27 protein-coding genes are annotated in these 21,233 nt (G+C 54.7%); 6 read left to right on the plus strand and 21 right to left on the minus strand.

Features of this window, described 5'->3' with window-relative positions; genetic code table 11:
• Positions 1 to 18 precede the first annotated feature (18 nt).
• The 3 genes from WD071_RS03135 to WD071_RS03145 are packed head-to-tail and all read left to right on the plus strand — an operon-like array spanning position 19 to position 3,502.
• Positions 19 to 1,488: a M48 family metalloprotease gene (locus tag WD071_RS03135; RefSeq protein WP_368046863.1), complete on the plus strand. Its 1,470-nt coding sequence runs from the start codon at positions 19 to 21 to the stop codon at positions 1,486 to 1,488.
• 23 nt (positions 1,489 to 1,511) lie between these two features.
• Positions 1,512 to 2,606, plus strand: coding sequence for an MBL fold metallo-hydrolase (locus WD071_RS03140; RefSeq protein WP_368046864.1), 1,095 nt, complete (start codon positions 1,512 to 1,514; stop codon positions 2,604 to 2,606).
• 59 nt (positions 2,607 to 2,665) lie between these two features.
• Entirely contained in the window at positions 2,666 to 3,502 is an 837-nt protein-coding gene (locus tag WD071_RS03145; RefSeq protein ID WP_368046865.1) for an alpha/beta fold hydrolase, read from the plus strand.
• A 43-nt stretch (positions 3,503 to 3,545) separates the two neighbouring features.
• On the opposite strand, the gene WD071_RS03150 is transcribed toward WD071_RS03145, so the two are convergent.
• Both WD071_RS03150 and WD071_RS03155 read right to left on the minus strand, forming a co-directional pair.
• Positions 3,546 to 4,370 carry an alpha/beta fold hydrolase gene (locus WD071_RS03150; RefSeq protein ID WP_368046866.1) on the minus strand — a complete coding sequence of 275 codons (825 nt, stop codon included), beginning with the start codon at positions 4,368 to 4,370 and terminating at the stop codon, positions 3,546 to 3,548.
• Positions 4,371 to 4,608: 238 nt separating this feature from the next.
• Complete coding sequence (locus WD071_RS03155; protein WP_368046868.1) at positions 4,609 to 5,217, minus strand: DUF1989 domain-containing protein; 609 nt, start codon at positions 5,215 to 5,217, stop codon at positions 4,609 to 4,611.
• 354 nt (positions 5,218 to 5,571) lie between these two features.
• On the opposite strand from WD071_RS03155, the gene WD071_RS03160 reads away from it, so the two are divergent.
• Positions 5,572 to 5,988, plus strand: a complete 417-nt coding sequence (locus WD071_RS03160; RefSeq protein ID WP_368046869.1) for a hypothetical protein — start codon at positions 5,572 to 5,574, stop codon at positions 5,986 to 5,988.
• A complete protein-coding gene (locus WD071_RS03165) occupies positions 5,985 to 6,209 on the plus strand; it encodes a helix-turn-helix transcriptional regulator (RefSeq protein ID WP_368046871.1) in 225 nt (74 codons plus the stop codon). The genes WD071_RS03160 and WD071_RS03165 overlap by 4 nt, the downstream gene beginning before the upstream one ends.
• 28 nt (positions 6,210 to 6,237) lie before the next feature.
• On the opposite strand, the gene WD071_RS03170 is transcribed toward WD071_RS03165, so the two are convergent.
• The 19 genes from WD071_RS03170 to WD071_RS03260 form a co-directional block, all read right to left on the minus strand.
• Positions 6,238 to 6,552: a HigA family addiction module antitoxin gene (locus WD071_RS03170; protein WP_368046872.1), complete on the minus strand. Its 315-nt coding sequence runs from the start codon at positions 6,550 to 6,552 to the stop codon at positions 6,238 to 6,240.
• Positions 6,553 to 6,562: 10 nt separating this feature from the next.
• Complete coding sequence (locus WD071_RS03175) at positions 6,563 to 6,841, minus strand: type II toxin-antitoxin system RelE/ParE family toxin (protein ID WP_368046895.1); 279 nt, start codon at positions 6,839 to 6,841, stop codon at positions 6,563 to 6,565.
• Positions 6,842 to 6,988: 147 nt separating this feature from the next.
• Positions 6,989 to 7,591 carry a LysE family translocator gene (locus WD071_RS03180; RefSeq protein ID WP_368046873.1) on the minus strand — a complete coding sequence of 201 codons (603 nt, stop codon included), beginning with the start codon at positions 7,589 to 7,591 and terminating at the stop codon, positions 6,989 to 6,991.
• Positions 7,592 to 7,631: 40 nt separating this feature from the next.
• Entirely contained in the window at positions 7,632 to 8,498 is an 867-nt protein-coding gene (locus WD071_RS03185; RefSeq protein WP_368046874.1) for a hypothetical protein, read from the minus strand.
• A gap of 86 nt (positions 8,499 to 8,584) precedes the next feature.
• Positions 8,585 to 8,833: a DUF1272 domain-containing protein gene (locus WD071_RS03190; protein ID WP_368046875.1), complete on the minus strand. Its 249-nt coding sequence runs from the start codon at positions 8,831 to 8,833 to the stop codon at positions 8,585 to 8,587.
• Between the two features lie 73 nt (positions 8,834 to 8,906).
• Positions 8,907 to 9,314: an ACT domain-containing protein gene (locus WD071_RS03195; RefSeq protein WP_368046876.1), complete on the minus strand. Its 408-nt coding sequence runs from the start codon at positions 9,312 to 9,314 to the stop codon at positions 8,907 to 8,909.
• A 62-nt stretch (positions 9,315 to 9,376) separates the two neighbouring features.
• Positions 9,377 to 9,538, minus strand: a complete 162-nt coding sequence (locus tag WD071_RS03200; protein ID WP_368046896.1) for a VOC family protein — start codon at positions 9,536 to 9,538, stop codon at positions 9,377 to 9,379.
• Between the two features lie 9 nt (positions 9,539 to 9,547).
• Positions 9,548 to 9,952, minus strand: coding sequence for a GFA family protein (locus WD071_RS03205; RefSeq protein ID WP_368046877.1), 405 nt, complete (start codon positions 9,950 to 9,952; stop codon positions 9,548 to 9,550).
• Between the two features lie 13 nt (positions 9,953 to 9,965).
• A complete protein-coding gene (locus tag WD071_RS03210) occupies positions 9,966 to 10,595 on the minus strand; it encodes a dihydrofolate reductase family protein (protein WP_368046878.1) in 630 nt (209 codons plus the stop codon).
• A 65-nt stretch (positions 10,596 to 10,660) separates the two neighbouring features.
• Positions 10,661 to 11,128 (minus strand): OsmC family protein, encoded by a 468-nt coding sequence (locus WD071_RS03215; RefSeq protein WP_368046879.1) that lies wholly within the window; start codon positions 11,126 to 11,128, stop codon positions 10,661 to 10,663.
• A 38-nt stretch (positions 11,129 to 11,166) separates the two neighbouring features.
• Positions 11,167 to 11,562: a VOC family protein gene (locus WD071_RS03220; protein WP_368046880.1), complete on the minus strand. Its 396-nt coding sequence runs from the start codon at positions 11,560 to 11,562 to the stop codon at positions 11,167 to 11,169.
• Positions 11,563 to 11,696: 134 nt separating this feature from the next.
• Positions 11,697 to 12,356: an NADPH-dependent FMN reductase gene (locus tag WD071_RS03225; protein ID WP_368046881.1), complete on the minus strand. Its 660-nt coding sequence runs from the start codon at positions 12,354 to 12,356 to the stop codon at positions 11,697 to 11,699.
• Positions 12,357 to 12,401: 45 nt separating this feature from the next.
• The gene (locus WD071_RS03230) at positions 12,402 to 13,604 is read right to left on the minus strand and encodes a serine hydrolase domain-containing protein (RefSeq protein WP_368046882.1); all 1,203 of its coding nucleotides are present in this window, start codon (positions 13,602 to 13,604) and stop codon (positions 12,402 to 12,404) included.
• Positions 13,605 to 13,672: 68 nt separating this feature from the next.
• Positions 13,673 to 15,217 carry a cation:proton antiporter gene (locus WD071_RS03235; protein WP_368046883.1) on the minus strand — a complete coding sequence of 515 codons (1,545 nt, stop codon included), beginning with the start codon at positions 15,215 to 15,217 and terminating at the stop codon, positions 13,673 to 13,675.
• Positions 15,218 to 15,361: 144 nt separating this feature from the next.
• Entirely contained in the window at positions 15,362 to 16,027 is a 666-nt protein-coding gene (locus WD071_RS03240; protein ID WP_368046884.1) for a class I SAM-dependent methyltransferase, read from the minus strand.
• Between the two features lie 179 nt (positions 16,028 to 16,206).
• Positions 16,207 to 16,578, minus strand: a complete 372-nt coding sequence (locus WD071_RS03245; protein ID WP_368046885.1) for a VOC family protein — start codon at positions 16,576 to 16,578, stop codon at positions 16,207 to 16,209.
• A gap of 37 nt (positions 16,579 to 16,615) precedes the next feature.
• A complete protein-coding gene (locus tag WD071_RS03250) occupies positions 16,616 to 17,929 on the minus strand; it encodes a serine hydrolase domain-containing protein (protein WP_368046886.1) in 1,314 nt (437 codons plus the stop codon).
• Between the two features lie 158 nt (positions 17,930 to 18,087).
• The gene (locus tag WD071_RS03255) at positions 18,088 to 18,375 is read right to left on the minus strand and encodes a helix-turn-helix domain-containing protein (protein ID WP_368046887.1); all 288 of its coding nucleotides are present in this window, start codon (positions 18,373 to 18,375) and stop codon (positions 18,088 to 18,090) included.
• Between the two features lie 401 nt (positions 18,376 to 18,776).
• Positions 18,777 to 19,181, minus strand: a complete 405-nt coding sequence (locus tag WD071_RS03260; RefSeq protein WP_368046888.1) for a hypothetical protein — start codon at positions 19,179 to 19,181, stop codon at positions 18,777 to 18,779.
• A 144-nt stretch (positions 19,182 to 19,325) separates the two neighbouring features.
• Between WD071_RS03260 and WD071_RS03265 the strand changes: the two genes are divergently transcribed.
• Entirely contained in the window at positions 19,326 to 20,942 is a 1,617-nt protein-coding gene (locus WD071_RS03265) for an ATP-binding cassette domain-containing protein (RefSeq protein ID WP_368046889.1), read from the plus strand.
• Positions 20,943 to 21,233: the final 291 nt, after the last annotated feature.

A 21,233-nucleotide genomic window follows, 5' to 3' on the forward strand; every position in this document is an offset into this window, starting at 1 on the left:
GAATAGGGAGCAGTGGTCATGAGCGTGCGCGGTGTAACACGTCTGATTCTGGTGATGCTTGCGGTTGCAGCGGGTCTGCAAGCCTGTGCCGTCAATCCGGCCACCGGTCAGCCCAATCTTGTGCTGATGAGTGAATCGCGGGAGCTGGAAATTGGTCACGAAGAACACGAGAAAGTGCTCGCCAGCATGCGTGTGGTCGAAGATCAGCGTCTTAATGACTACGTCAACGAAGTCGGTCAGCGGGTTGCCCAGGGCAGCCACCGCAGCGATCTGGACTACACCTTCACCGTTATTGATAGCCCGGAAATTAATGCCTTCGCTTTGCCCGGTGGTTTTGTCTACATCAACCGCGGGCTGATGCTGTACCTCAAGACCGAAGATGAATTGGCCGCAGTGCTGGCGCATGAGGTGGGCCACATCACCGCTCGACACGCCATTCAGCAACAGGCACGCGGACGCCTGGGCAGTGCTGCGGCCACCGTCGGTGGAGTCGTCGCTGCCGTGGCGACCGGTAGTGGTTATATCGGTTCCGAGCTGGCGCAGATCGGTTCCATCTGGGCAGCAGCGGGTGTCAGCGGTTTCGGTCGCGACAATGAACTGGAGGCCGATAGCCTGGGCGCCGAGTATCTTTATAACGCTGGTTATAATCCGCGCGCCATGATCGACGTGCTGTCGGTGTTAAAGAATCAGGAAGACTTCAACGTTCGTGTGGCCCAGCGTCAACCGACTTACCATGGTCTGTTTACCACTCACCCGCGTAACGACGTGCGCCTGCAGCAGGCAGTTGCCGACGCCGGCAATCTGCCGGAAGATGAAATTCGCGAGAGTGATCACGCGGTGTTCCGTAACCACATTGATGGTTTGTTGTTTGGTGAGAACACCAGCGTCGCCAGCGATCGCAACCGTTACTACCAGGACCTGATGAGTTACACCATGGTTTTCCCCAATGACTGGGACATCAGTGAAACCATGACCTCCGTGCGTGCCACCAGTCCCGATGATGGTGCCGCCATCAGCGTGGAAGCGCAGCGGCTGCGTGAAAACAAGGAGCCACGCCTGTATATCCGTGAAAATCTGGGTATCAGCAATCTGCAGCAATCAGAAAACCTGTCACAGTACCGCTTGCTGGGGCACACAGGTATACACACCAATAATGCTGGCAATCAGGAACGCATTGCGGCTTTCTATTTAGGGCCACGTGTCTTTGTAATACGGGCAGAGATCAGCGACCCCGAATCAGCCGATGATGAACTGGAAGATCTGCTCTTCGCCTCTATCCGAACTTTCCGTCCCATTCAGGCCAACGAGCGCAGTGCTGCCAATGGGTTGCGGGTGCGTTATGTGCAGGTGACCGGGGGATTTAGCTGGCAGGCGCTGGCAGCGAGGAGCCCGGTGCAGCAGTACCCGGAAGAAACCCTGCGGCTGCTCAATGGTTATTACCCCATTGGCACACCCCAGCCAGGGGAATGGATAAAAATATTACAATAATCGGGAAAGGATCAAGGCCAACAATGAACAATAACAACAAACTAAAAACACTGGCTATCGGGGTTGCCATGGTGGCTTCGGTATTCACACTGGTGAGCCTGAGCTCGGCGCAGGACGATGCGCCCGCCGGCATTATAGAAACGCGCAGCCACGTGTTCACGCCCGTGGCTGACGGCATCTACCACGTCACCCCCACTGGCGCCGTCAACCTGATGAGTCATGCCATGCTGATCGAAGGCGAACACGATCTGCTGGTAGTGGATTCACATGTCTCGCCCAACGCCGGCATGGCGCTGATAGACGCCATCAAATCGGTCAGCGCCAAACCGGTACGCTATCTGATCAACACGCATTACCATTTTGACCATGCTCACGGTAATCAGGTGTTCCCGCAGGATGTGGAAATCATCGGTCATCGTTATACCCGCGACAAACTCAGCGGCGAACTGGGCAATGTCCTGGAAGAATCCACCTTCATCAGTTTCACCGAAGGCGTGCCCGGGCAAATAGAACAGATGCAGGCGCAACTGGCCACCACTGAAAACACGGACGAGCGCGCCGCACTGCAGGGCCGCATTGCCGTGCAACAGGCGCATCTGAATTCACTGGCCGGCATTGAACCAACACCACCGAATATAACCATTGATGAATCCATGAGTATCTTTCAGGCGGTGCGCGGCGGCGGCCGGGAAATCCAGATCACTCATTTGGGTCGCGGCCACACTGGCGGCGACGTGGTGGTGTTCCTGCCCGAGGAAAAAATCATTTATACCGGCGACCTGATGGTGCCATTTCTCCCTTATATGGGTGATGCGCACGTGGACGAATGGCCCGACACCCTGGAACACCTGAAGTCCTTCGACTTCGATACCCTGCTGCCCGGCCACGGACCTATGATTCAGGGCGTGCAGGGTAAAGAGCGCATCGACATGTTGCAGGCTTACCTGCGCGACCTGTGGGCCAACACCCGCGCCTTAAAGCAGCGTGGCCTCAGCGCCGAACAGGCGGCAACAGACATCGACATGACCGCACACAGTGGCAATTACCCCCAGATTCGTGGACCCGGCGCCGATGTGCGGGCGATACGGCGGATCTATCAATTGCTGGATCAAGCGTGATATTGTTCCCATGAATTAATACCGCATCATCGAATCAACAGGGACGGAGGCACAAGAACATGAAGGTTCTGGCAACAATTTTACTGACGGCGCTTTTGACGCAGACAGCAGCCGCACAACAGGCAATACACGTTGAACAACGCGGATCGGGACAGGCACTGATCTTCCTGCCGGGATTTACCAATCCGGGTTCAATCTGGAACGAGACTACCCGGAACCTGCAAGGCGACTACCAGCAACATCTGGTGTCATACGCCGGATTCAATGGCCTGGCTCCCATCGGTACGCCCTGGTATTCCCGGCTTAAAACAGAGTTGATTGCCTATGTGACTGACCATGCGCTGGAAGAAATTGTTGTTATCGGACACAGCATGGGCGGTACGCTGGCAATCGACCTGGCTGCCGCGTTGCCCGACCGGATCAGCGGCATGATTCTGGTGGACTCGCTTCCGGCCATGGCTGAAATCATGATGCCGGGTGTGCCGGTGAGTGCTCTGCGCTACGACAGCCCCTACAACCGGCAGATGCTGAATATGTCTGACGAGGCATTTGAACAAATGGCAACAGCCATGTCGGGCAATATGACAGCAGACCAGGCCAGTGTGCCAATGCTCGCAGAATGGATTGTGCAGGCCGATCGCGAAACCTATGTGTACGGGTATACCGACCTTCTGAAACTGGATCTGCGGGAAACACTCGCCGAGGTCGGCGCTGAAACGCTGATCCTGGGCGCCGGATTCCCGGATGCTGACACAGTGTTGACGAATTTCCAGTCGCAGTATGCGAATCTCGCCAACAAGGACATTCTGCTTGCAGAGGACAGCCGGCATTTCATCATGCTCGATCAGCCTGAATGGTTATACCAGCAGATCAATGCCTTCCTTGATGGCTTATGAGTTAGCGCGCCGACCAGATTCTTGATAGCAGAGTACGAGAGCGCTACTGACTCACGTACTGTATCGCTTTGACAATAAGCCCGGGCTCTTCCGTCTGTATGCTGTGTCCGGCCGTTGCCGTTTTAATATGCATACCGTTGCTGAACCGGGCGAAGAGCTGCGAATGCAACTGTTGCCAAATCTGTTTGCCCTGCTCAGTTTCTTCAAACGTAAAAGGCTCATCAAACACCTTGGTTGAAGTCAAAATGGCAATGGGAATATCTGATTGAAAATTGCCGCTGTCCGCTTCAGCATTATCCATCTGCTCAATCAACAACCGGTATTGATCAACAAGCTCGGGCGGCATGTAGGCCAGCAGTTTTGTGTCGTCTGCAAGCACGCTTGCTTCGGCCACTGCTTTAAACGCCAGTCGCTGCGTCAGTGTTGATGGATCAACCAGCACAACGCCTTTAACCAATGCCGGGTGGGCCAACATAAATTCAGTTACCAGGATGCCCCCATAGGAATGACCTGCCAGAACAATCTTCTGACCGTTTCCCAGCGCTTCGACTACGCTGGCCAAATCTTCGAGGTGTTCATCAATGGTTTTGGCCTTGCCATCGGAACCGGACTTTCCCAGTCCCGCTCGGGAATAGGCCACGGCCGTATAGTCTGAACCCAGGAGCTCAATGACATCGCTCCAGCCAGTGCTGTCACTGCCGAACCCTGCCTCAAACAGAACGATGTTGTCGCCATCGCCTTGCACTGTTGTGTGCAACTCATAGTCAGACAGAGCGATCATTTTTTCTGCTGCAGATGCATGTGCGAACACCAAAACAGAACTGACTAAAACAATGTAGTTTGCTAACTTCACGTAAAACTCCTTCAATGCTTTTTTGCAGGCCCGGTACAGGTCTGCATCCCGGGGTTTGTTGTGGCCCCGGAAGCACTAAGCAATTAACACGCCAGAATAAAAATATAATATATTCAGGGTGTTAGTCTGGGAGTATTTTTGGCAGGCTGCCATTTCGGCTATTAGTTGGTGACATCGGGCAGCGCGGTGGCGTCGCAAACAAGGCGGAGTTCAACAACAGCGGGCTCAGATTGAGAGTTGAGAGTGATGGACTTCAGTTTTCGTGGCGCACAACCTGAAAGTCTATCGGCTTGAAGCAGAAATTGTTCGACTGTCCCGCAGAACAAGACGTCATCGCCACGATGAGTGGCATTTCGGCCCGCAGGCGCACGAAATCCCCTGCTTTGCTGAGAGGCGGCCGCACGCGGAATTCGCCGGTTATTGCATCCACAGCGACGTGCATAAAAACGTTAAATGCGATGGGTATACGGTCGACACCGATGTCATAAGGGGCCAGCGCCGTCACCAGATTGCCCTCGCAGCCCGGGCGCCCTTCGTCTTCTCCGTAAATGATCCTGAAGGTATCTTTGGAGCAAGGGGTCAACGTAAAGTCGTGTCGACCGCAGGTATCCTCCAGGATAGTGAACATCGGGCGGCTACGGTTGGAGTACAGAACATCATCCGTCGTGAGCCACAGGCGCGAGGCATAATCCAGCGAACGGCCCGAAGACAGATACTCATTATGCTCCGCCCGCGCAAACGCAACCAGGTCGCTGACTTGTTGCCCTTCCGGGTCGATGATCACCAATTCATCGCCAGCATTCAGTTCTACTGCCTGCGCTGAGCAGGGAGGGATTCTGGTGGTGGCTACGGCCGTGTTCATGACTGCTCCTTGAAATCGAATGGGCACTTCCAGTCAGTTTTGACTTTCTTTACGGCCGCTCTGCTTATGATCAAAGTTTAGCGTGCGTAGACAGGAAGGTATGTGCGATCACGCGCTTAGTGCGGCGGGTCACCCTGAACCGAGACCAGCCAGGAATAGCCTCACCATATCGTTTTGTTACCCCCGTACTTTCCGTTGTCTGATGATAGCTCGAATGTACGTCTGCCTCCAGCGGGCAGCATGGGCCTGTAATCAATAACACTTAACTTTATGTAAAACATACTTGACACAAAGCGGGTTGGTGATTATTGTGGAAATGTAAAGTGTATTTTACTTTTAGACAAGGAGATCGACATGCACTCAAATCAACATGACAGCTATGAAACCAGGATCGCAGGCACCACCCGCGCGTTGGCTGCCTGGACCGGCTTCTGGGTAGCAACATGTGCCATTCTGGCTTTCGGACCCAAATTTGTCTGGGACGAAAACACCGGGGTGACACTGGCCGTTGTGCTACTGAATGTTCTGGTGGGTGCAGGCATGGTGGTTGCCAACAAAAAGCACATCGTCAGCCTCGATGAAATGCATAAACGAATTACCCTGGAGTCGATGGGCATCACGCTGGGGGTGGGCCTGATCGTCAGCATCCCGTACTCGTTGATGGATGCCTACGACCTGATCGCGTTCGATGCGGATATTGCTCATCTGGTTGTGGTCATGGGGCTTACCTACCTGATTTCCACGATCTGGCGGGTCTGGAGTTTTCGATGAAAAACCGGCTTAAAGTGCTGCGTGCGGAACGGGACTGGACCCAGGCGCAGCTGGCAGAGGCCCTGCAAGTGTCGCGGCAGACCGTTAACGCGATCGAAAAAGGCAAGTTTGATCCCAGCCTGCCGTTGGCGTTCCGCGCCGCGCGACTATTCAGTTTGTCGATTGAACAGATATTCAGTGACGACGACACCGCGCCTCTCAACGATCACGAGACCGGCTAGACGATTAATGTGCGCCCGCAATGGCTCGCTACGCCAGGCCGCCCACGGAAGACTCTGATTTCCATGGGCGGATATTCTTCAATTGCTCGGCCAGCGCATCTTCAGCGATCTCCGTGTCATAGGCGGCCTGCGCCCGCAACCAGTAGCCATTCGACAGGCCAAAGAAACGGCAAAACCTCAGATCTGTGTCTGCGGTTATCGCGCGCTTGCCCGCTACAATCTGACCTATGCGCTGGGCGGGTACACCAATCTCCTTGGCCAGGCGATACTGAGTGATGCCCATGGGGTCGAGAAACTCTTCCTTCAGTAACTCGCCGGGCGATACCGCATCAATATTGCGCATGAGCTACCTCCTAATGATAATCAACAATTTCAACATCTTCTGCTCCGGCCTTGGTCCAACGAAAGCAAAGCCGGAATTGCCTGTTGATCCGAATGCTGTATTGGTCTTGACGGTTACCAGACAGCGGTTCCAGCATGTTTCCAGGCGGAATTTTCAGATCGTCCAACACGCTGGCTGCCTGTAGTTGTCTTAATTTTCTGAGCGCCACTCGCTCGAAGTTAACAAAACGCCTCACGCGACGACCGCTGGCGAGCGTCGCTGTGTCTTTGCATTTGAATGAAACGATCATGGGCATATAATAACGCGATGCAATAATAACGTAAAGCGTTATTATCGGATTGAAATAAGTGTTCAGGGCGGACAAATAAGCAATGGTTAACCACTGTTATAGATTACGCCGCTGAGTATTGCCACCCAGGCCGCCCGGGGCGCCAAGCTACTCACGGCCCACCGCTGCAAGGGCAACGCTGGCACTCATAAATAGACCGCCACTGAAGATACCAATCAAACGGTTTTGACGACCTGAACGCAACACCGGGGCCAGCGCCCCGCTTAGCAGCGCATAGGCTGAGTCCAACACCACAGCCATGAGCCAGAAGATCGCTGACAGCAATGCGATGCTGGCAAAATAATTTTCCTGACCCGACACAAACTGCGGTAAAAACGCGCCGAAAAACAGGATCGTTTTGGGGTTTGTCAGTGACACCCAGAAACCTCTCTGGAACGAACCTGCGGCGCTCAGAGGGCCTTGGGCTGTACCCTTTATCGATGCCCGAATCTGTTTTATACCCAGATAAAACAGGTACGCAACGCCCAGCCACTTCAGCCATCTGAGGCCTTCACTGAGTGCCGCAACAAACCATGCCGTACCCACTGCGGCGACCAGCAACTGCACGATCATGGCACAGCTTGTCCCGGCGACCGTCTGCAGCCCTCTGGCTTTGCCATGCACAATACTGGTGGTGACGATGACAATCACATTGGGGCCAGGAATGATGATCAGGCCAAAGGCAAGTACCAGAAACAGTATCAAATCCAAGATTCGTTCTCCGTAGTCGGCCTATAGATTAACGCCCGGTTCATTGATTGGCGAGTTCGTGAACCCAGTTTCCCGCGCTGTCAATGAGATCTCTGGTCCGCGCAGACGCGAGTGTCTGTTCATAGTTATTGACGTCCCCCGTCATATTGTACAGTTCAGCAAGCACCCGCCAATTCTCGGGTTGATCAAATTGTTCAGTCATCTTTTGGGCCAACAATAGCGCGTTCGCTGCATCCGACATATCTAACGGAATGGAATCGATATTGCCGTAAAGTCTTTGATACTGCACGTCACTGCCGTCGTACTCAGGATGAATGCCAGTTTCAAAGTGCAGCAGAAAAGCCTCGCCAGCGGCATCAAAATTTTCCAGCTGACTAAACGCTCTGATCAGGTGCCCGGTGACCACCCAGTTATAGCCGCCGCCTGACTCAAAATACTGATCGTTGTAAACCATGAAACCTTCCCAGTCTTCCGAGGCCATCGCAATTCGCGCCAGCATCTGGAGTATGGCCAGCCGGTTGGTATGTTCCAATCCTGGTAGCTGCAGGATCTGTTCATAAAAGTAGCGGGCATCATCATGCTGGGCGTTTCTGAGGAAATGAGTCGCATAAGCGGTAAGTAGATCTCTTTTCTCCGCGTGCGACATCTCGTCGTAACGCTGAATCAACTCGTCCAGGTCACTCAATGCCGAATCCGATTGGTCCAGGATCTGGCGGTCCCTGATTTCCGTGAGTGCCGTCTTAAGCTGGCGTTGCGTGACTTCAAGGTTGTTGGTGCGAGTGTTGCCAGGTTCTGTTGTAGTTGAAGCAGAGCCAGCAGCAAGCAGTTCATTGGGCAAGGTTTCAAGTGCCAAAATCAGTTCATACGATTGTTCAGTCGTTGCCGTGTCCGTGACATTCAAGCTCAACAGGGCGACACCAGCGACAATGACTGTGCATCCTACAATAACCAGGTATTTTGTTCTCATTGTTACTCCTGGGCAGCGGAAAACGATTATAAATGCTCAGCGCAGCCTTCGGCTTTAACAACACGTTTTGTGGACGCCGGATTCCTGTTTAACGCGGCGCGCGGACGAATGGGGCGGGGCACAAAGTTACCGCCGCAGTTCGGACATCGATTGTTCAATATACCCGATGCACAGGAGGTGCAAAAGGTACATTCGAATGAGCAGATTACCGCGTCAGGCGAATCGGGTGTCAGATCCTTGTCGCAGCACTCGCAGTTTGGTCTCAGTTCAAGCATCACGCTCTCCAATTTAATGACAGCTAGCGATTTCGTCATCTACTGATTGCGCAGCTACGCATTATTGCTGCCTTTAGTCATTTGGGTTGTTACTCAGCTGGCTAAGCACCTGCAATGCCTGGTCAGCTTTGTCGCCGGGAACAAAGATGTGATCATGATAATAACCGGCCACTACATTGGCCGGGATGTTATTGGCCGCCAGCCTGACCGACACAGCCGCGGTCAATCCCACGGCCTCCAGGCTGGAATGTACGGTCAGCGTAATTTGCCGGTAGGTTCCGTGAAAGCTTAATCCCTCCAGCTCTGCAACATACACTGGCAGAATCAAGGTCAGACCCTCTGTCTCCCGGATGGCCGCAATGGGATCAAGCGACGCGTAATCAGTTAGCGGCCCGGTGACGCTGCAGAATACATATTCACCCTCTGTCAGGCGAGGGACCAGTGACTGCAGCAGGGATGGAAGATCGACGATGCCGTTCATGTTGTTGCCTCTTGATGCGCAGCGCAGACTCACAGGCCTCTCTTCAGAGGTCCAGTACTCTGTTATACCTGATAAAGCTGAATAAGGTTACCGCAGGTATCTGAAAAAATCGCAATAGTGACCTCACCGGCCTGAGTCGGTGTCATGGTGAACACCACGTTCTTACCCTTAAGCCGCTTGTAGTCCGTCTGGATATCGTTTGTCTCGAATGCGGTGAGGGGTATATTCCAATTTCAGGAACCCTCAGGAAAGCGCTCAAAAGCCGGCAGCGTGTCGACGTGTGAATACCAGGACTGCCGCTCCGCAGTTTGAATATGAATTGCTGGCGGCAGCGCATCAGGGTTGTCGAGCGTTGATGCCTGCACGTCAATGATACCCGGCAGATTTACAGCGTTTTGATAGAAAAGCCCTGTGCCGCACTCCGGACAGAAAGAACGCATGGCTGTACCAGATGAGTTGATTGTCTTTGGCTCGCCGGTTGTGACCCTGCCCTCTGCTTCCGGAAACATGGCCCAGACGACCATTGGCGCGCCAGCACTGCGCTGGCAATCCCTGCAGTGGCAGATTGCGACCCCCTTTGGGTCTCCCGAGAGTTCGTATTGCACGTTGCCGCACTGGCATCGACCGGTATGTTGCATTATCAGGCCTCCTTCACAGTCTCACATAACGTAAATGTGTGGCGTCCGCACCATCAAGAACCGTGTCAATGGAAAACTGCGGAGCGGGTTCATTCAGGTTTTCAAAGAGTTGCCGCCCGCTGCCGAAGAACACCGGTGCCAGGGCAACTTCCAGCTCATCCACAACACCAAGATTCAGGTATTGCTGTATCACATCCGCGCCACCTGAGATGCGAATGTCACGATTCCCTGCTGCCTCGCGCGCCAGCGCCAATGCACGTTCGGGCCCTTCATTAATAAAATAAAACGTCGTTCCGCCAGGGCGCACCCATGGGTCTCGCTTCTCATGGGTTAGAACGTATACCGGCGAGTGAAACGGAGCCTCTTCGGGCCAGCTAACCTCGCCTTGATCGAACATGCGTTTACCCATGATGTTAGCGCCAGTGCGCTCAAAGGTATGGCGAACCATGTCGTTGACCGGGCCGGTCTCTCCGCCGGGACCAAACTTCAGTTTCTCACGCATATACTGTTGATTGAGCAGCCATGCCATAAGCGCCCCCCACTTTTCATCCCAGTTCTTGTGCCCGGGATCTGCCATGGTCATCCCTTCTGGTGCCAGGTAACCATCCAGGCTAAGCGCAATGTTTACGAATACTTTGTTCAATCTATGCTCCTTACCGCATCATCGAGACTGCGACGTTGAGGGCTGGCGGCTGCTGACAACCCGTGTCAATCATGAATTTCAGTGGTTACCTGTGTTTTCACCGAGTTCGCAATAAAACACTTTTCGTGCGCCAAATGATGCATTTTTTCAAGCTCGTCTCTTGAGGGTGTTTTGTCCCCCGAAAACACAACTTTTGGCCGAAGAGTGACCTTTGTCATGGCCATCCTGCCCGATTGATCCTTCTCCATGAGGCCGACGGCATCATCGGTGTAACTATCAATCACAAACTGCTTTTTGGCGGCAATTGCCAAAAAGAAAAGCATGTGACAACTCGACAAAGACGCAACAAACGCCTCTTCAGGATCAACATTTTTTTCAACCGAATAAGGCACAGGGACGATGTGAGGCGATGATGACGCCGGCACACAAACACCGCCATCAAACTCCCAGACATGGCCGCGACTGTATTTGTTGTCAATATAGGACTCGTTTTCGTCACGGGTCCATCTTACGACGGCACTGTACTTTGACATTTTTTCCTCCTGCGGAACCGGTAACGTCTGGGGCTCAACTATGTCATAGAGTGAAACCCAATCACATTGCCTTCGGTATCTTTAACCAATGCACAAAAACCATGTTCACCAATGGACATCTTTTCCTGGAAGATACTGCCGCCATTCGCCGCCGCCCGGGAGGCCCGCAAACCACAGTCGTCGCAGCCGAAATAGACCAGGGTCCCGCCGGTGCCAGGGGTAAACCCCTCCATTTTTGCCAGCATGCCGCCTGCGCCGTAGGTACTCATGCCGGCCTCTTTGTCCATGGGGAAGAACCACATGTCGGCGTCCATGTCTGGCGTTGGATTGGGCATGTGCTCAAGTTTGATTTCAAGCACGGCCTCGTAGAAGGCTTTGGCGCGTGACATATCTTGCACGTAAATTTCAAAATGCACGACTGGATTATTGATCATCGGAAATCTCCTTTGTGTGGTTCATGTTAGTGCCCGATAATTCTAATTACTGTCGATAGTCGAATGATATGAGCCAGAATCGACATCCCCGTGGATAATTCCCCTGATACTGCGCCATGCGCCGGAACCACCTGCTACGGCGCATTGCGCTGCGACGGATCGCGCGTGAAATCCCGCATCAGGGCATGCGGATCAACCCGGTCGCGATGTTCACCGGCCGCCTGCGCCCACCACACCAGCTGGTTAAAGGTCCTGCCGAAATAATCAAACCAGCCCGCCTGGTCTACATCCGGCTGCGGAGTTCCATCCTCGGTGAACACGTCTTGCGCCTTGGGTACGTGAATCATCGCCGACACGGGCAGGCAGCCCAGCTCTGACAGAAATGTGCGCATGCCAATGGCTGCCCGCATGCCACCCCATTGACCGGCCGAGTAGGTCACGATGGCGCTGGGTTTGTAGGCAAACAGAGAGCTGCCGAAGTGGTTCAGCAGATTGGCCAGCGCCGGGCTCATGGAATGATTGTACTCAGGGCTGACCATGATAAAGCCGTCGCAATCGGCAATCTTGTCTGCCAGGGCGTTGAGCCTGTCGGGCGCCTTACTTTTTGCATAAGCAAAATGTGGTTTAAAAACCGCCTCGGCCGGATAGTCCAGGGCGTCAATCAGCTCGATCTCGTGATCCTGAAAGCGTTCCTGCAGGCACGCCAGGCAAGCTTCCGCCACCCGTTTACCCAGCCGAGCGGGCTTGGGCGGGGTGCTGTCCCGGACCGTGCCTAAAAACAGTAAAAATTTCATGTAGGCAAGTCTCCGTTTTGATACAGGTTATAAACTATTTGTCTCTTACTCAAAGGAGTCTGACAGCGCCTGCAGAAATCGCTCCTCGTCCAGCCCGGTACGGCCCAACGGTTTGGGCTGCGCACCCCACATCGCGACCACCAGCTCCTTGTCCGGATCAACAAACACGTACTGGCCAAAAATGCCCACCGCCGAGTAGCTTCTGTCGTGGAAGGGCCACAGCATGTAACCGTAGTCCACGGTCTCCCCGCTGATCACCTGACGAGAACTGGCCGCGTCCATCCAGCCTTCGGGCAATACGCGTTCGCCATCAATGACACCGTCGTTTAGCATGAACAAACCGAAACGGGCGTAGTCGCGCAACGTCGCCGACAAACCGCTGCCACCCACTTCCAGGCCGTCGGGGGATTGCAGCCACCAGTTGGCATCGGATTCCATACCCATCTTCGACCAGATTTTTTCCGACAGATAGTCGGCAACCGGTTTGCCAGTGGCAGCCCGCACCAGCGCACCCGCCAGCTGGGTTTCGCCAGTGCTGTAGTTCCAGCGGGTGCCCGGCTCGGCGGCCCGGGGCAATGACCCCATCAAGTCAAGTACGGCGCCGGGTCGCCCGCTTATTTGTGCTTCCAGCATGCGCCTTCTGTCAGATGCTGGGTCCGTGTAGGTCTCGTTCCAGGCCACGCCGGAGCTCATCTGCAGCAAGTGTTTGACCGTGACGCCATCGTAGGCGGTGCCGGTAAAGCGGGGCAGGTAGTCAACGATCAAGTCGTCGATGCTGTTTATGTGGCCGTCCTGTATTGCCGCGCCGATCAACATCGCGGTCATGGACTTGACCATCGACATGGACATCCAGCGGGTATGCTCGTCGTTGCCCAGCAGGTATTTTTCGAACAGGATTTCGCCGTTGCGGATGATCAGCAAACCGCTGACCCGGTTCATCGCCAGCACGTCGTACAGATCGTAAGTCTGACCATCCACGGTGTAGGAGAATGCCTGCAGCGGCGTGTCACTCATCGGCAGTTCGCTGACCGTTTCGCCGCGCGGTACGGTACGCGTCGGGAACAGACGGTCAATATTGCGGAAGGTATTGACCTGAATGTCCGGATACAGTCTGCCGTCGTAGACTTCGCGGACCGTGCCAATGGGTTCATCGGCATGGGGGTAGGGGGGCTGTGCTGCGTTGGCCTGAGCGGTCAATGTCAGCAGTAGGGCAATGATCGTCGTGGTGACTACTTTACAGATATTCATAGTGTGACCTTTGGTGGCAGTGGTGACGCGTCTGAATTGACGAAAAAATATCACTTACGATTGGTCCTTCATTTTGACAGGGCCGATTGCACATGCTCGCCCAGACCTTTGCCAGCTTCTTGCATGGTCAGGTAGGTCTGGTCGGCGCCCGCAGCGATGATCCGGGCCACATGGTCTTCATAAAGCGCATGAGAAATCACCGCGCCTTTGAAACCACGCGCGCGTAGCTGGCGTGCAGCGAACACCTTGGCGTCTACCAGATCCATGGCCAGCACCACCGCGCGGATGCCGGAGAAATCGGCGCCATGCCAGAAGTTCGAATCTTCGGCATCGGTGTACAACACATTGCGACCCTTCTCGACCTGCGCGGCGACTCGATACGGATCCGACTCCAGCCCGATAACGGAATTGCCTTGTGCTACCAGATAATCATACGCCGCCGATCCCGTGCGGCCCATACCGAGCACCAGTACCTGCGCATCACCAAATTCCGCCGGCTCTTCGTCGGGGTGTTTGCTTTTGCGCTCCAGTCTGCCCAAAAACTCTTCAAAGCGCGCAAACAACGGATGGGCAAAGTGGTTCAATGGCGCAGCAATCACAAATGAGATCGCTACGGTCAGCGCCAGCGGCACGATCCACTCGGGCAGCACGGCCGCTGACACGATCAGGCCGAATTCACTGTAGGCGGTCAGGCTCAGGCCGGCGAGCATGGCATTGCGCGCGCGCAGCCGGAACAGGATGAGGATAAAAAAGAACAACAGACCCTTGAGCGGCAAAATCAGTGCAAAGGTTAACGCGAATGCTACATCGCTCAGACCGGGTAGCCCCTGCATGCCGATCTCGAGGAAGAAACCCACCAGGAAGATTTCCTTCAGGCTCCACAGCGAGTTCGACATCTCAGTGGCGCGTTTGTGGTTCGCTAGCAACACGCCCATCAACAGAGCGCCGATCTCCGGGCTGACGCCCACCACTTCGAATCCGTAGCCGCCGATGACAATGGCCAGCACCATGCCCATCAATACCAGAATTTCTTCGTGGCCGCTGAGGTCGAGCAACTTGTGCAGTACCGGCCGCAGCAGAGGCAGGCCCAGAATCCACAACGCCCAGATGGACGGTGTCTCCCCACTCCACACCGCGATGACTCCCAGTGCGATGATGTCCTGAATGATCAGAATGCCGATGGCAACACGGCCGTGGAAGGCGCCGATCTCACGCTTGCCCTCCAGGATCTTGGCGGCGAGCACCGTGCTGGAAAAACCCAGAGCCATGGCGATCAGCAGGGAGGTATTCCAATCCAGGCCCATGAAAAAGTGAATGCCCGGGGTAAAGATACCCACGGTGATGGCGAAATGCAGCAGGCCGCCACCGATAACCTGCGGTTGTACCAGCTGACTGATTTTGAGCTTCAGCCCCACCGTGAACAACAGTATCAACACGCCGAGGTGGGCGACATAATGCAAAATGTCACCCGCCGTGTCGGGCAGGCCGAGTAGGGGGCCAAAGGCGTTCAGAGCAAAACCGGCGGCCAGGAAACCCACCAGCGGTGGCAGCCCGACCTGCCTGACTAAAAGACCCGCGAAAAAAGCGAAGCTGAGGACCAAAACCTCAAACATGTGTCATTCCTTTTATCCGGCTTATTGACGAGTGAGCTTGCACTATTTCACTGGCGAGCCTCCCAGTAGAATGGGCGCGCCCTGTCAAGGGACTATCGTAGACTTTAGCGGAGTTTGGTGCCCAAGGCTACTGGATCGCCCATGCTACGATTGTGGGGTCTTGGGTAATGCCTGACAGACAATGATATTGACGAGCTTCTCCACCGGGTCGCCTGCATTGCTAAGGCCGCTTTCCAGATGTTGATATACGTCCAGGATATCGAAACCTGCAGACTGCAACAGGGCACAGGCGTCTGTCGCGTCGTAAAGCCTGAATCCATAGGGTGTGAACGGAAGATCCTTCATAAAAGAGCGATCCCCAAACGCAAGACAGAACAACCCTTTCGGTTTCATGACTCGCCTGATCTCGGCAAGGTGGTCGGCAGGTTGTTCCCAGAAGTACAACGTATGTACCGTCAACACCTTATCGAAAACGCCCGCGTCAAACACAATCCGGTCAGAGCTGCCGTGGTGAAACTGTGCACTGCCCTGCGTAACCAGGTGCTGATTCAGTTGCGCAGCCTCAGCCACCATTTCCAAAGACCAATCGAGCCCGGTATACAAAATGTTGTCGGCCCGGCTAATGATTTCCCCAGCGAATGCAGCATTGCCCGGGCCAATTTCCAACACGGAATCAAAGGCCGTTGGTCGCAACAATTCAATGCACTTGCGGTTAAGCGAACCATTGGTCTCATTCATCTTCTGTGCCACCGTAGTGGCTTCTGCACCGGCGGGGCAACGCAGCTGGGATGCCAGAATATGTGACTCCATGGGACTTCCTCTGACGGGCGCAAGGTTAAGGGCCCTGATTACGACACCATTGAGTATCAGGTATCACACAGTGTCAAAGTCAAGAGTCAATTTAATTAGGCCATACTGCCATTGACTAATCCGCAAGCGAACAGGTCTAGATCGCAGCGCGCTCATCTCCAAGGGTATTGCAGGTGCCTCTATACATGCTGATCTATCAGTATCGCATTGCCATCCGGATCAATAACCGAGAAGCTCGACGGGCCCTTGTCACCGGTGATGGACTCTTCGACAATTTCCAATCCTTGGGATTTAAACTGCTCAAGCAACTGGCGCACATCATCAAAGGGTGTCACATTTTCAGCATTCTGATTCCAGCCCGGGTTAAAGGTGAGTATGTTGTTTTCGAACATTCCCTGGAACAAACCAATGTTGGTGTCGCCGTTTTTCATGATTAAAAAGCCATGTGATGCCTCACCGGCAAATACTTCAAAGCCGATTTTTTCGTAGAAGGCTTTCGATTTCTGCAGATCTTTTACCGCCAAACTTACTGAAAAACAGCCTAGTTTCATGATCGCTTCCTCAGGCGAGTTTTTGAAGACTAACCCCTTACTTCTCCAGACTCTGATAAATAAGATCCCTGGCCACCTCACCCATATTGGCAGCGCCGGGTCGTCGCGGGCCCTGGGCCTGAATCATGGACAGCCAGAAGATGTCATTCACCGGATCAATCCAGAACGAAGTGCCAGCGGCGCCAGCCCAGTAATAGGTGCCAGGGCCCTGCGGCGAGCCTGCGGCCTGCGGATCGTAGAGCACGGCCATATTGACACTCCAGCCCTGACCCGGCTGGCCGGGCCCGCCAATGCCATAACGCATGTCTTCGTCGCCGGTCAGGCTGTTGGTGCGAATGATGCGGACGGATTCGGGCGCCAGAATGCGTGCGCCGTCCAGCTCGCCCTCGTTGACCAGCATCTGGATAAAGCGGGCGTAGTCATGGGCGGACGAGACCAGACCGCCGCCGCCGGATTCCAGGCGGTCAGGATCAAGGTAGCCGGCGCGATCGGTGCGATGGGGCTGTTGCGCCAGGCTTTCATTTTCGCGGTCCCAGTAGTGCACCTCGGCAAAGCGCTCACGGTCTTCGGGCAGCACATAAAAGCGGGTGTCCATCATGTCCAGCGGTTCAAACAACTGCTGGCGCAGGTACTCACCAAAACTCATGCCGGTTAGCTGCTCAACGATATAACCCTGCAGGTCCATGCCAATAGAGTAGTACCACTGCACACCGGGCTGAGCCATCAGAGGGATACCGGCCACCTTCTCAACAAGTTCGTTCAGATCGCTGGAGGCCAGCACGCCTTGATCGCGGAACGCGGCATTGGCCGGGTCATCTCCAAACAGGCCATAGGCAAACCCGGCGGTGTTGGCCATCAACTCGCGCATGGTGGGCTGGCGCTGCAGGTCTTCCAGTTCGACATTGCCATCGCCGTCGTAGCTGCTCAGTACCTGCAGGTTGCTGAACTGGGGAATGTATTTACTGATCGGGTCGTCAAAATCCCACAGGCCGTCTTCCCACAACATCATCATGGCCACGGCGGTGACCGGTTTGCTCATCGAATAGATACGGAACAGAGAGTCCTTGGTCATTGGCGTCTGGTCATCAAGCCTGGCCAGGCCCGCCGCCTCATAGGTGGCGATCTTGCCATCCTTGCCCAGCATCCACACCATGCCCGCCACGTCCTGATTGGCAACAATCTCGCGCATGGCGGAGTCCAGTTGCTCGATACCGCCCTCAGTAAAGCCGGCCGCTTCGGCGCCGTCTTCCTGTTGTGGCCAGGTGTCTGCATGAACGGTGCCCGCCAGGCAGGCGATAAGGGAAAGACAGAGCAAGGGAGCAGGGGCGGGTATTCTGAAGGCTAAGCGCATAAGGAAACTCCTGATGTTGTTGTTATGGCTTTCCCTAATGCGTGGTATGCATGGAAAGCTGTGTTTGCAGGTATCTTAAAAGGTCTGCCGGGTCTGCACAACTGACTACCGTCGACGCTTGCGCCGATACAAACTGATCTTCATTGCTACACTTGGGATCAATGCAACTCACTGAATACCTCAGGGTGCTGTTCCGCGATACGCAAGAGCGCCACCGCCGGCCCCTGCGGGTCTCGCCGGCCTTGCTCCCAGTCCTGGAGTGTCCTTACGCTCACCCCCATCAGGCCAGCAAAGGCTGACTGTGACAGATTCAGTTTCATACGAATGACCTGGGGCGACGAGGGCTCGGACAATGCCGTGGTCCGGAGTTGGATTTTTCCTTTGTTGTACTGCTTTACCTCGTTTATGCCTTCCAGGATCTCTTCTCCGATATCGCGCTTACTCATTTTTCAGTGCCTCCGCTATCTTCTTGAGCAGGTGGCTCGGGATGGTAGCCTGCTCAGACTTCCGGTACAGCGTCAGCATCCATATCTGGTACTGTGACCTTTTTAAATAATAAATCACTCTGACTCCGCCGCTCTTCCCGGAACCGGCGGGTGCCCATCGGACTTTACGCACTCCGCCTGACCCTGGAACGAGGTCGCCAGCTTCGGGGAGCATCAACAAATATGTTTGAAGAGCTCTATAGTCCTCGTCCGTGAGATACGTGGGCAACAATTTAGTGAAGTTGCTTGTCTCGATGAATAGCATAAATCAAGCATACGGCAATGCCGTATACAGGTCAAGATGCTACGCTGAAGCATGGCCATTGCGCGTTTCAGAGGATGTAACGCCCGAAATAGTTCTGTTACGGCGATTCTGATTGCTTGCCCCACTTGAGCTCAAAACCGCGCATGATCACATACGCGATCAACGCCACCACAAACACCACCAGGTACATCCAGGCAATGCCCTGCAGGCAGGCGATCAGGGTACGGTAGATTTCCAGCACCCAGCGCTCCACGGTCAGCTGAAGAATCTCCATATCGACCATTTGCGGGCTGATGTAACGCTCCAGATCGTAGATGCGCACCCCGGAAGAGATGCCAACGACATAGGTCGCGAACAGCACGTAGCGTTGCCAGGCGGCGCTGATTTCGTCCTGAATGATGCGGCTGAAGATGGCGCCGATGGGTTTGCGAAAGACCCGGGCCGCCGTGTAAGACACGGCAATCGACAGGCTCAGGGTGACGGCCAGCAGGGTGAAAAACATGTTCGCTCCGTGAATCTGAATTTTGTCCTAAACATACTACGAATCTGGTATTCTAGGAAGCATACCAACTTTACACAGGAGCCAGGCCAATGAAGTCAGCACTCTGAACCCCATTTTCATTTTGGTGTCACAGAGGAGCTGTTTATGGCGATGGCCTGTATTTCCGCAACGGGATTAACCGTTGCATTCGAACCCAATCCCCCCGTTTTCCAGGCGCTGGACCTGCATTTGCCGGCCGAGCCTGTGGCATTGATCGGCCCCAATGGCGCGGGCAAAACCCTGCTGGCCGAGTGTCTGGCAGGCATCCGCAAACCCCAACAGGGTTCTGTGCAGCAACAGGTGCCGGTGGCATTTTTGTCGCAGCAGGCTGCAGAACAACAATACCCACAAAGTGTGGCCGCGTTTCTGGGCGTGAATACAGCCCTGGCTGCGCTGGACCGGTTGCTGGCCGGGTCCGGGCAGGTGGATGACCTGTCCGTGCTGGATGAGCGCTGGACACTGAAGGAAGATCTGCAAGCCGAACTGGCTCAGTTCAACCTGAACAGTGATTGTCTGCTTGCGGCCATGAGTTCGCTAAGCGGCGGCCAACGTACGCGGCTGCATCTGCTGAAACTGTCCCGCCAGCGGGATGCTTACCTGATTCTGGACGAGCCGACCAACCATCTTGATCAGGCTGGCCGGCAGTGGCTGGCACACTGGATCAGGCAGCGACCCGGCGGCGCCCTGGTAATCACCCATGATCAGACCCTGCTGCAAACCTTTACCCGATTGCTTGAACTGCGTGACGGCCAACTGCATTGGCATGGCGATGGTTTCGCGGCTTATCAGCAATCACGCACCCAACTGCTTGAGAAAGCACAGCAAGACAAACAGCATGCGCGCCAGACCCTAAAAAAACAGCGGCAGCAACAACAGATGGAGAAAGAACACCACGAACAGCGTGCAAAAAGAGGGCGGGCCAAAGCCAGCAAAAAGGACATGCCCAAAATCCTGCTGGGTATGCGCAAAGAGCGCAGCGAAACCACGGGCGGACGCATCGCACAAAAGCATGTGACATCGCTGAAAGAAGAACAGCAACGGCTGAATGTCGCCGACGCGGTGCTGGGCAAGGACAATGCGCTGGGTTTTCCGCTGACCGAACCGGATCCGATATCCGGCTATCTGGTGCGCCTGGATAATGTGGTGCTGCCCTGGGTGAAGCATCCGTCTCCGCTCAACGCGCATATCATGAGTGGTGAACGCTGGTGGCTGCGCGGCAACAATGGCAGTGGTAAATCAACATTGCTGCGCGCCATCAGCGGTGACATCGAACCACACGCCGGCAGACTTCACCGCCGAGGTTCATTGCTATGGCTCGATCAGCATTTGAGCAGTCTGGATGCATCACACTGCGCACTGGAGAATTTTCGTCGACTGAACCCTGGCTGGACCGATGCGATGTACCGGGACCGACTGGCGCTGGTCAGGCTGCGTGGTGATCAGGCGTTACAGCCGGTGGGCGAACTCAGCGGAGGCGAGCGTCTGAAAGTCGCGCTTGTCTGTACGCTGATGGGACCGACGGCCGCCCAGCTCGTACTGCTTGATGAGCCGGACAACCATCTGGATATGGAGAGTCAAACGCTGTTTTCGAATGTGTTGCGGCAATACCGTGGTAGTTTGATGGTCGTGACGCACAGTGAGGTGTTTGCGCAGGCGTTGGGGGTGAAGGATCAGGTGGGGAGGGAGCTACTACTATCGTCGAATAACGCCAGATCTTTCTGAGCGCGTGGATTTGATTGTTGTATATATGCATGCTATGAATCATGCACCATGCGGCGACCCGAATCAGGAGTAAACCAGCCATGCACACGAATATGGCCATAATTAAAAAGTTAATGGAGCATGCCTTGCCAGATTTTCCCACCAGGTTCGACGCCCATGCCAACGCTTAAGTTGTCAAGCCCACGATCGCTGATGCGCAGTGTATTGCTGCGTATTGTGCTGGCTGCCGCTCTTGTTGTGGGCGCACTGACTATTCTGGCTTACTCGTTTATACACACCGAAACGCAAACG

The sequence above is a fragment of the Pseudohongiella sp. genome (assembly GCF_040877505.1).
In the GTDB taxonomy this organism is placed as follows: Bacteria; Pseudomonadota; Gammaproteobacteria; order Pseudomonadales; family Pseudohongiellaceae; genus Pseudohongiella.

What these genes read in the sequence shown, in the direction of transcription:
- WD071_RS03135 (WP_368046863.1), top strand. Translation starts at nt 19, where the DNA reads ATGAGCGTGCGCGGTGTAACACGTCTGATTCTGGTGATGCTTGCGGTT.
- WD071_RS03140 (WP_368046864.1), top strand. Translation starts at nt 1,512, where the DNA reads ATGAACAATAACAACAAACTAAAAACACTGGCTATCGGGGTTGCCATG.
- WD071_RS03145 (WP_368046865.1), top strand. Translation starts at nt 2,666, where the DNA reads ATGAAGGTTCTGGCAACAATTTTACTGACGGCGCTTTTGACGCAGACA.
- WD071_RS03155 (WP_368046868.1), bottom strand. Translation starts at nt 5,217, where the DNA reads ATGAACACGGCCGTAGCCACCACCAGAATCCCTCCCTGCTCAGCGCAG.
- WD071_RS03160 (WP_368046869.1), top strand. Translation starts at nt 5,572, where the DNA reads ATGCACTCAAATCAACATGACAGCTATGAAACCAGGATCGCAGGCACC.
- WD071_RS03165 (WP_368046871.1), top strand. Translation starts at nt 5,985, where the DNA reads ATGAAAAACCGGCTTAAAGTGCTGCGTGCGGAACGGGACTGGACCCAG.
- WD071_RS03170 (WP_368046872.1), bottom strand. Translation starts at nt 6,552, where the DNA reads ATGCGCAATATTGATGCGGTATCGCCCGGCGAGTTACTGAAGGAAGAG.
- WD071_RS03175 (WP_368046895.1), bottom strand. Translation starts at nt 6,841, where the DNA reads ATGATCGTTTCATTCAAATGCAAAGACACAGCGACGCTCGCCAGCGGT.
- WD071_RS03190 (WP_368046875.1), bottom strand. Translation starts at nt 8,833, where the DNA reads ATGCTTGAACTGAGACCAAACTGCGAGTGCTGCGACAAGGATCTGACA.
- WD071_RS03195 (WP_368046876.1), bottom strand. Translation starts at nt 9,314, where the DNA reads ATGAACGGCATCGTCGATCTTCCATCCCTGCTGCAGTCACTGGTCCCT.
- WD071_RS03205 (WP_368046877.1), bottom strand. Translation starts at nt 9,952, where the DNA reads ATGCAACATACCGGTCGATGCCAGTGCGGCAACGTGCAATACGAACTC.
- WD071_RS03215 (WP_368046879.1), bottom strand. Translation starts at nt 11,128, where the DNA reads ATGTCAAAGTACAGTGCCGTCGTAAGATGGACCCGTGACGAAAACGAG.
- WD071_RS03220 (WP_368046880.1), bottom strand. Translation starts at nt 11,562, where the DNA reads ATGATCAATAATCCAGTCGTGCATTTTGAAATTTACGTGCAAGATATG.
- WD071_RS03225 (WP_368046881.1), bottom strand. Translation starts at nt 12,356, where the DNA reads ATGAAATTTTTACTGTTTTTAGGCACGGTCCGGGACAGCACCCCGCCC.
- WD071_RS03230 (WP_368046882.1), bottom strand. Translation starts at nt 13,604, where the DNA reads ATGAATATCTGTAAAGTAGTCACCACGACGATCATTGCCCTACTGCTG.
- WD071_RS03235 (WP_368046883.1), bottom strand. Translation starts at nt 15,217, where the DNA reads ATGTTTGAGGTTTTGGTCCTCAGCTTCGCTTTTTTCGCGGGTCTTTTA.
- WD071_RS03240 (WP_368046884.1), bottom strand. Translation starts at nt 16,027, where the DNA reads ATGGAGTCACATATTCTGGCATCCCAGCTGCGTTGCCCCGCCGGTGCA.
- WD071_RS03245 (WP_368046885.1), bottom strand. Translation starts at nt 16,578, where the DNA reads ATGAAACTAGGCTGTTTTTCAGTAAGTTTGGCGGTAAAAGATCTGCAG.
- WD071_RS03250 (WP_368046886.1), bottom strand. Translation starts at nt 17,929, where the DNA reads ATGCGCTTAGCCTTCAGAATACCCGCCCCTGCTCCCTTGCTCTGTCTT.
- WD071_RS03255 (WP_368046887.1), bottom strand. Translation starts at nt 18,375, where the DNA reads ATGAGTAAGCGCGATATCGGAGAAGAGATCCTGGAAGGCATAAACGAG.
- WD071_RS03260 (WP_368046888.1), bottom strand. Translation starts at nt 19,181, where the DNA reads ATGTTTTTCACCCTGCTGGCCGTCACCCTGAGCCTGTCGATTGCCGTG.
- WD071_RS03265 (WP_368046889.1), top strand. Translation starts at nt 19,326, where the DNA reads ATGGCGATGGCCTGTATTTCCGCAACGGGATTAACCGTTGCATTCGAA.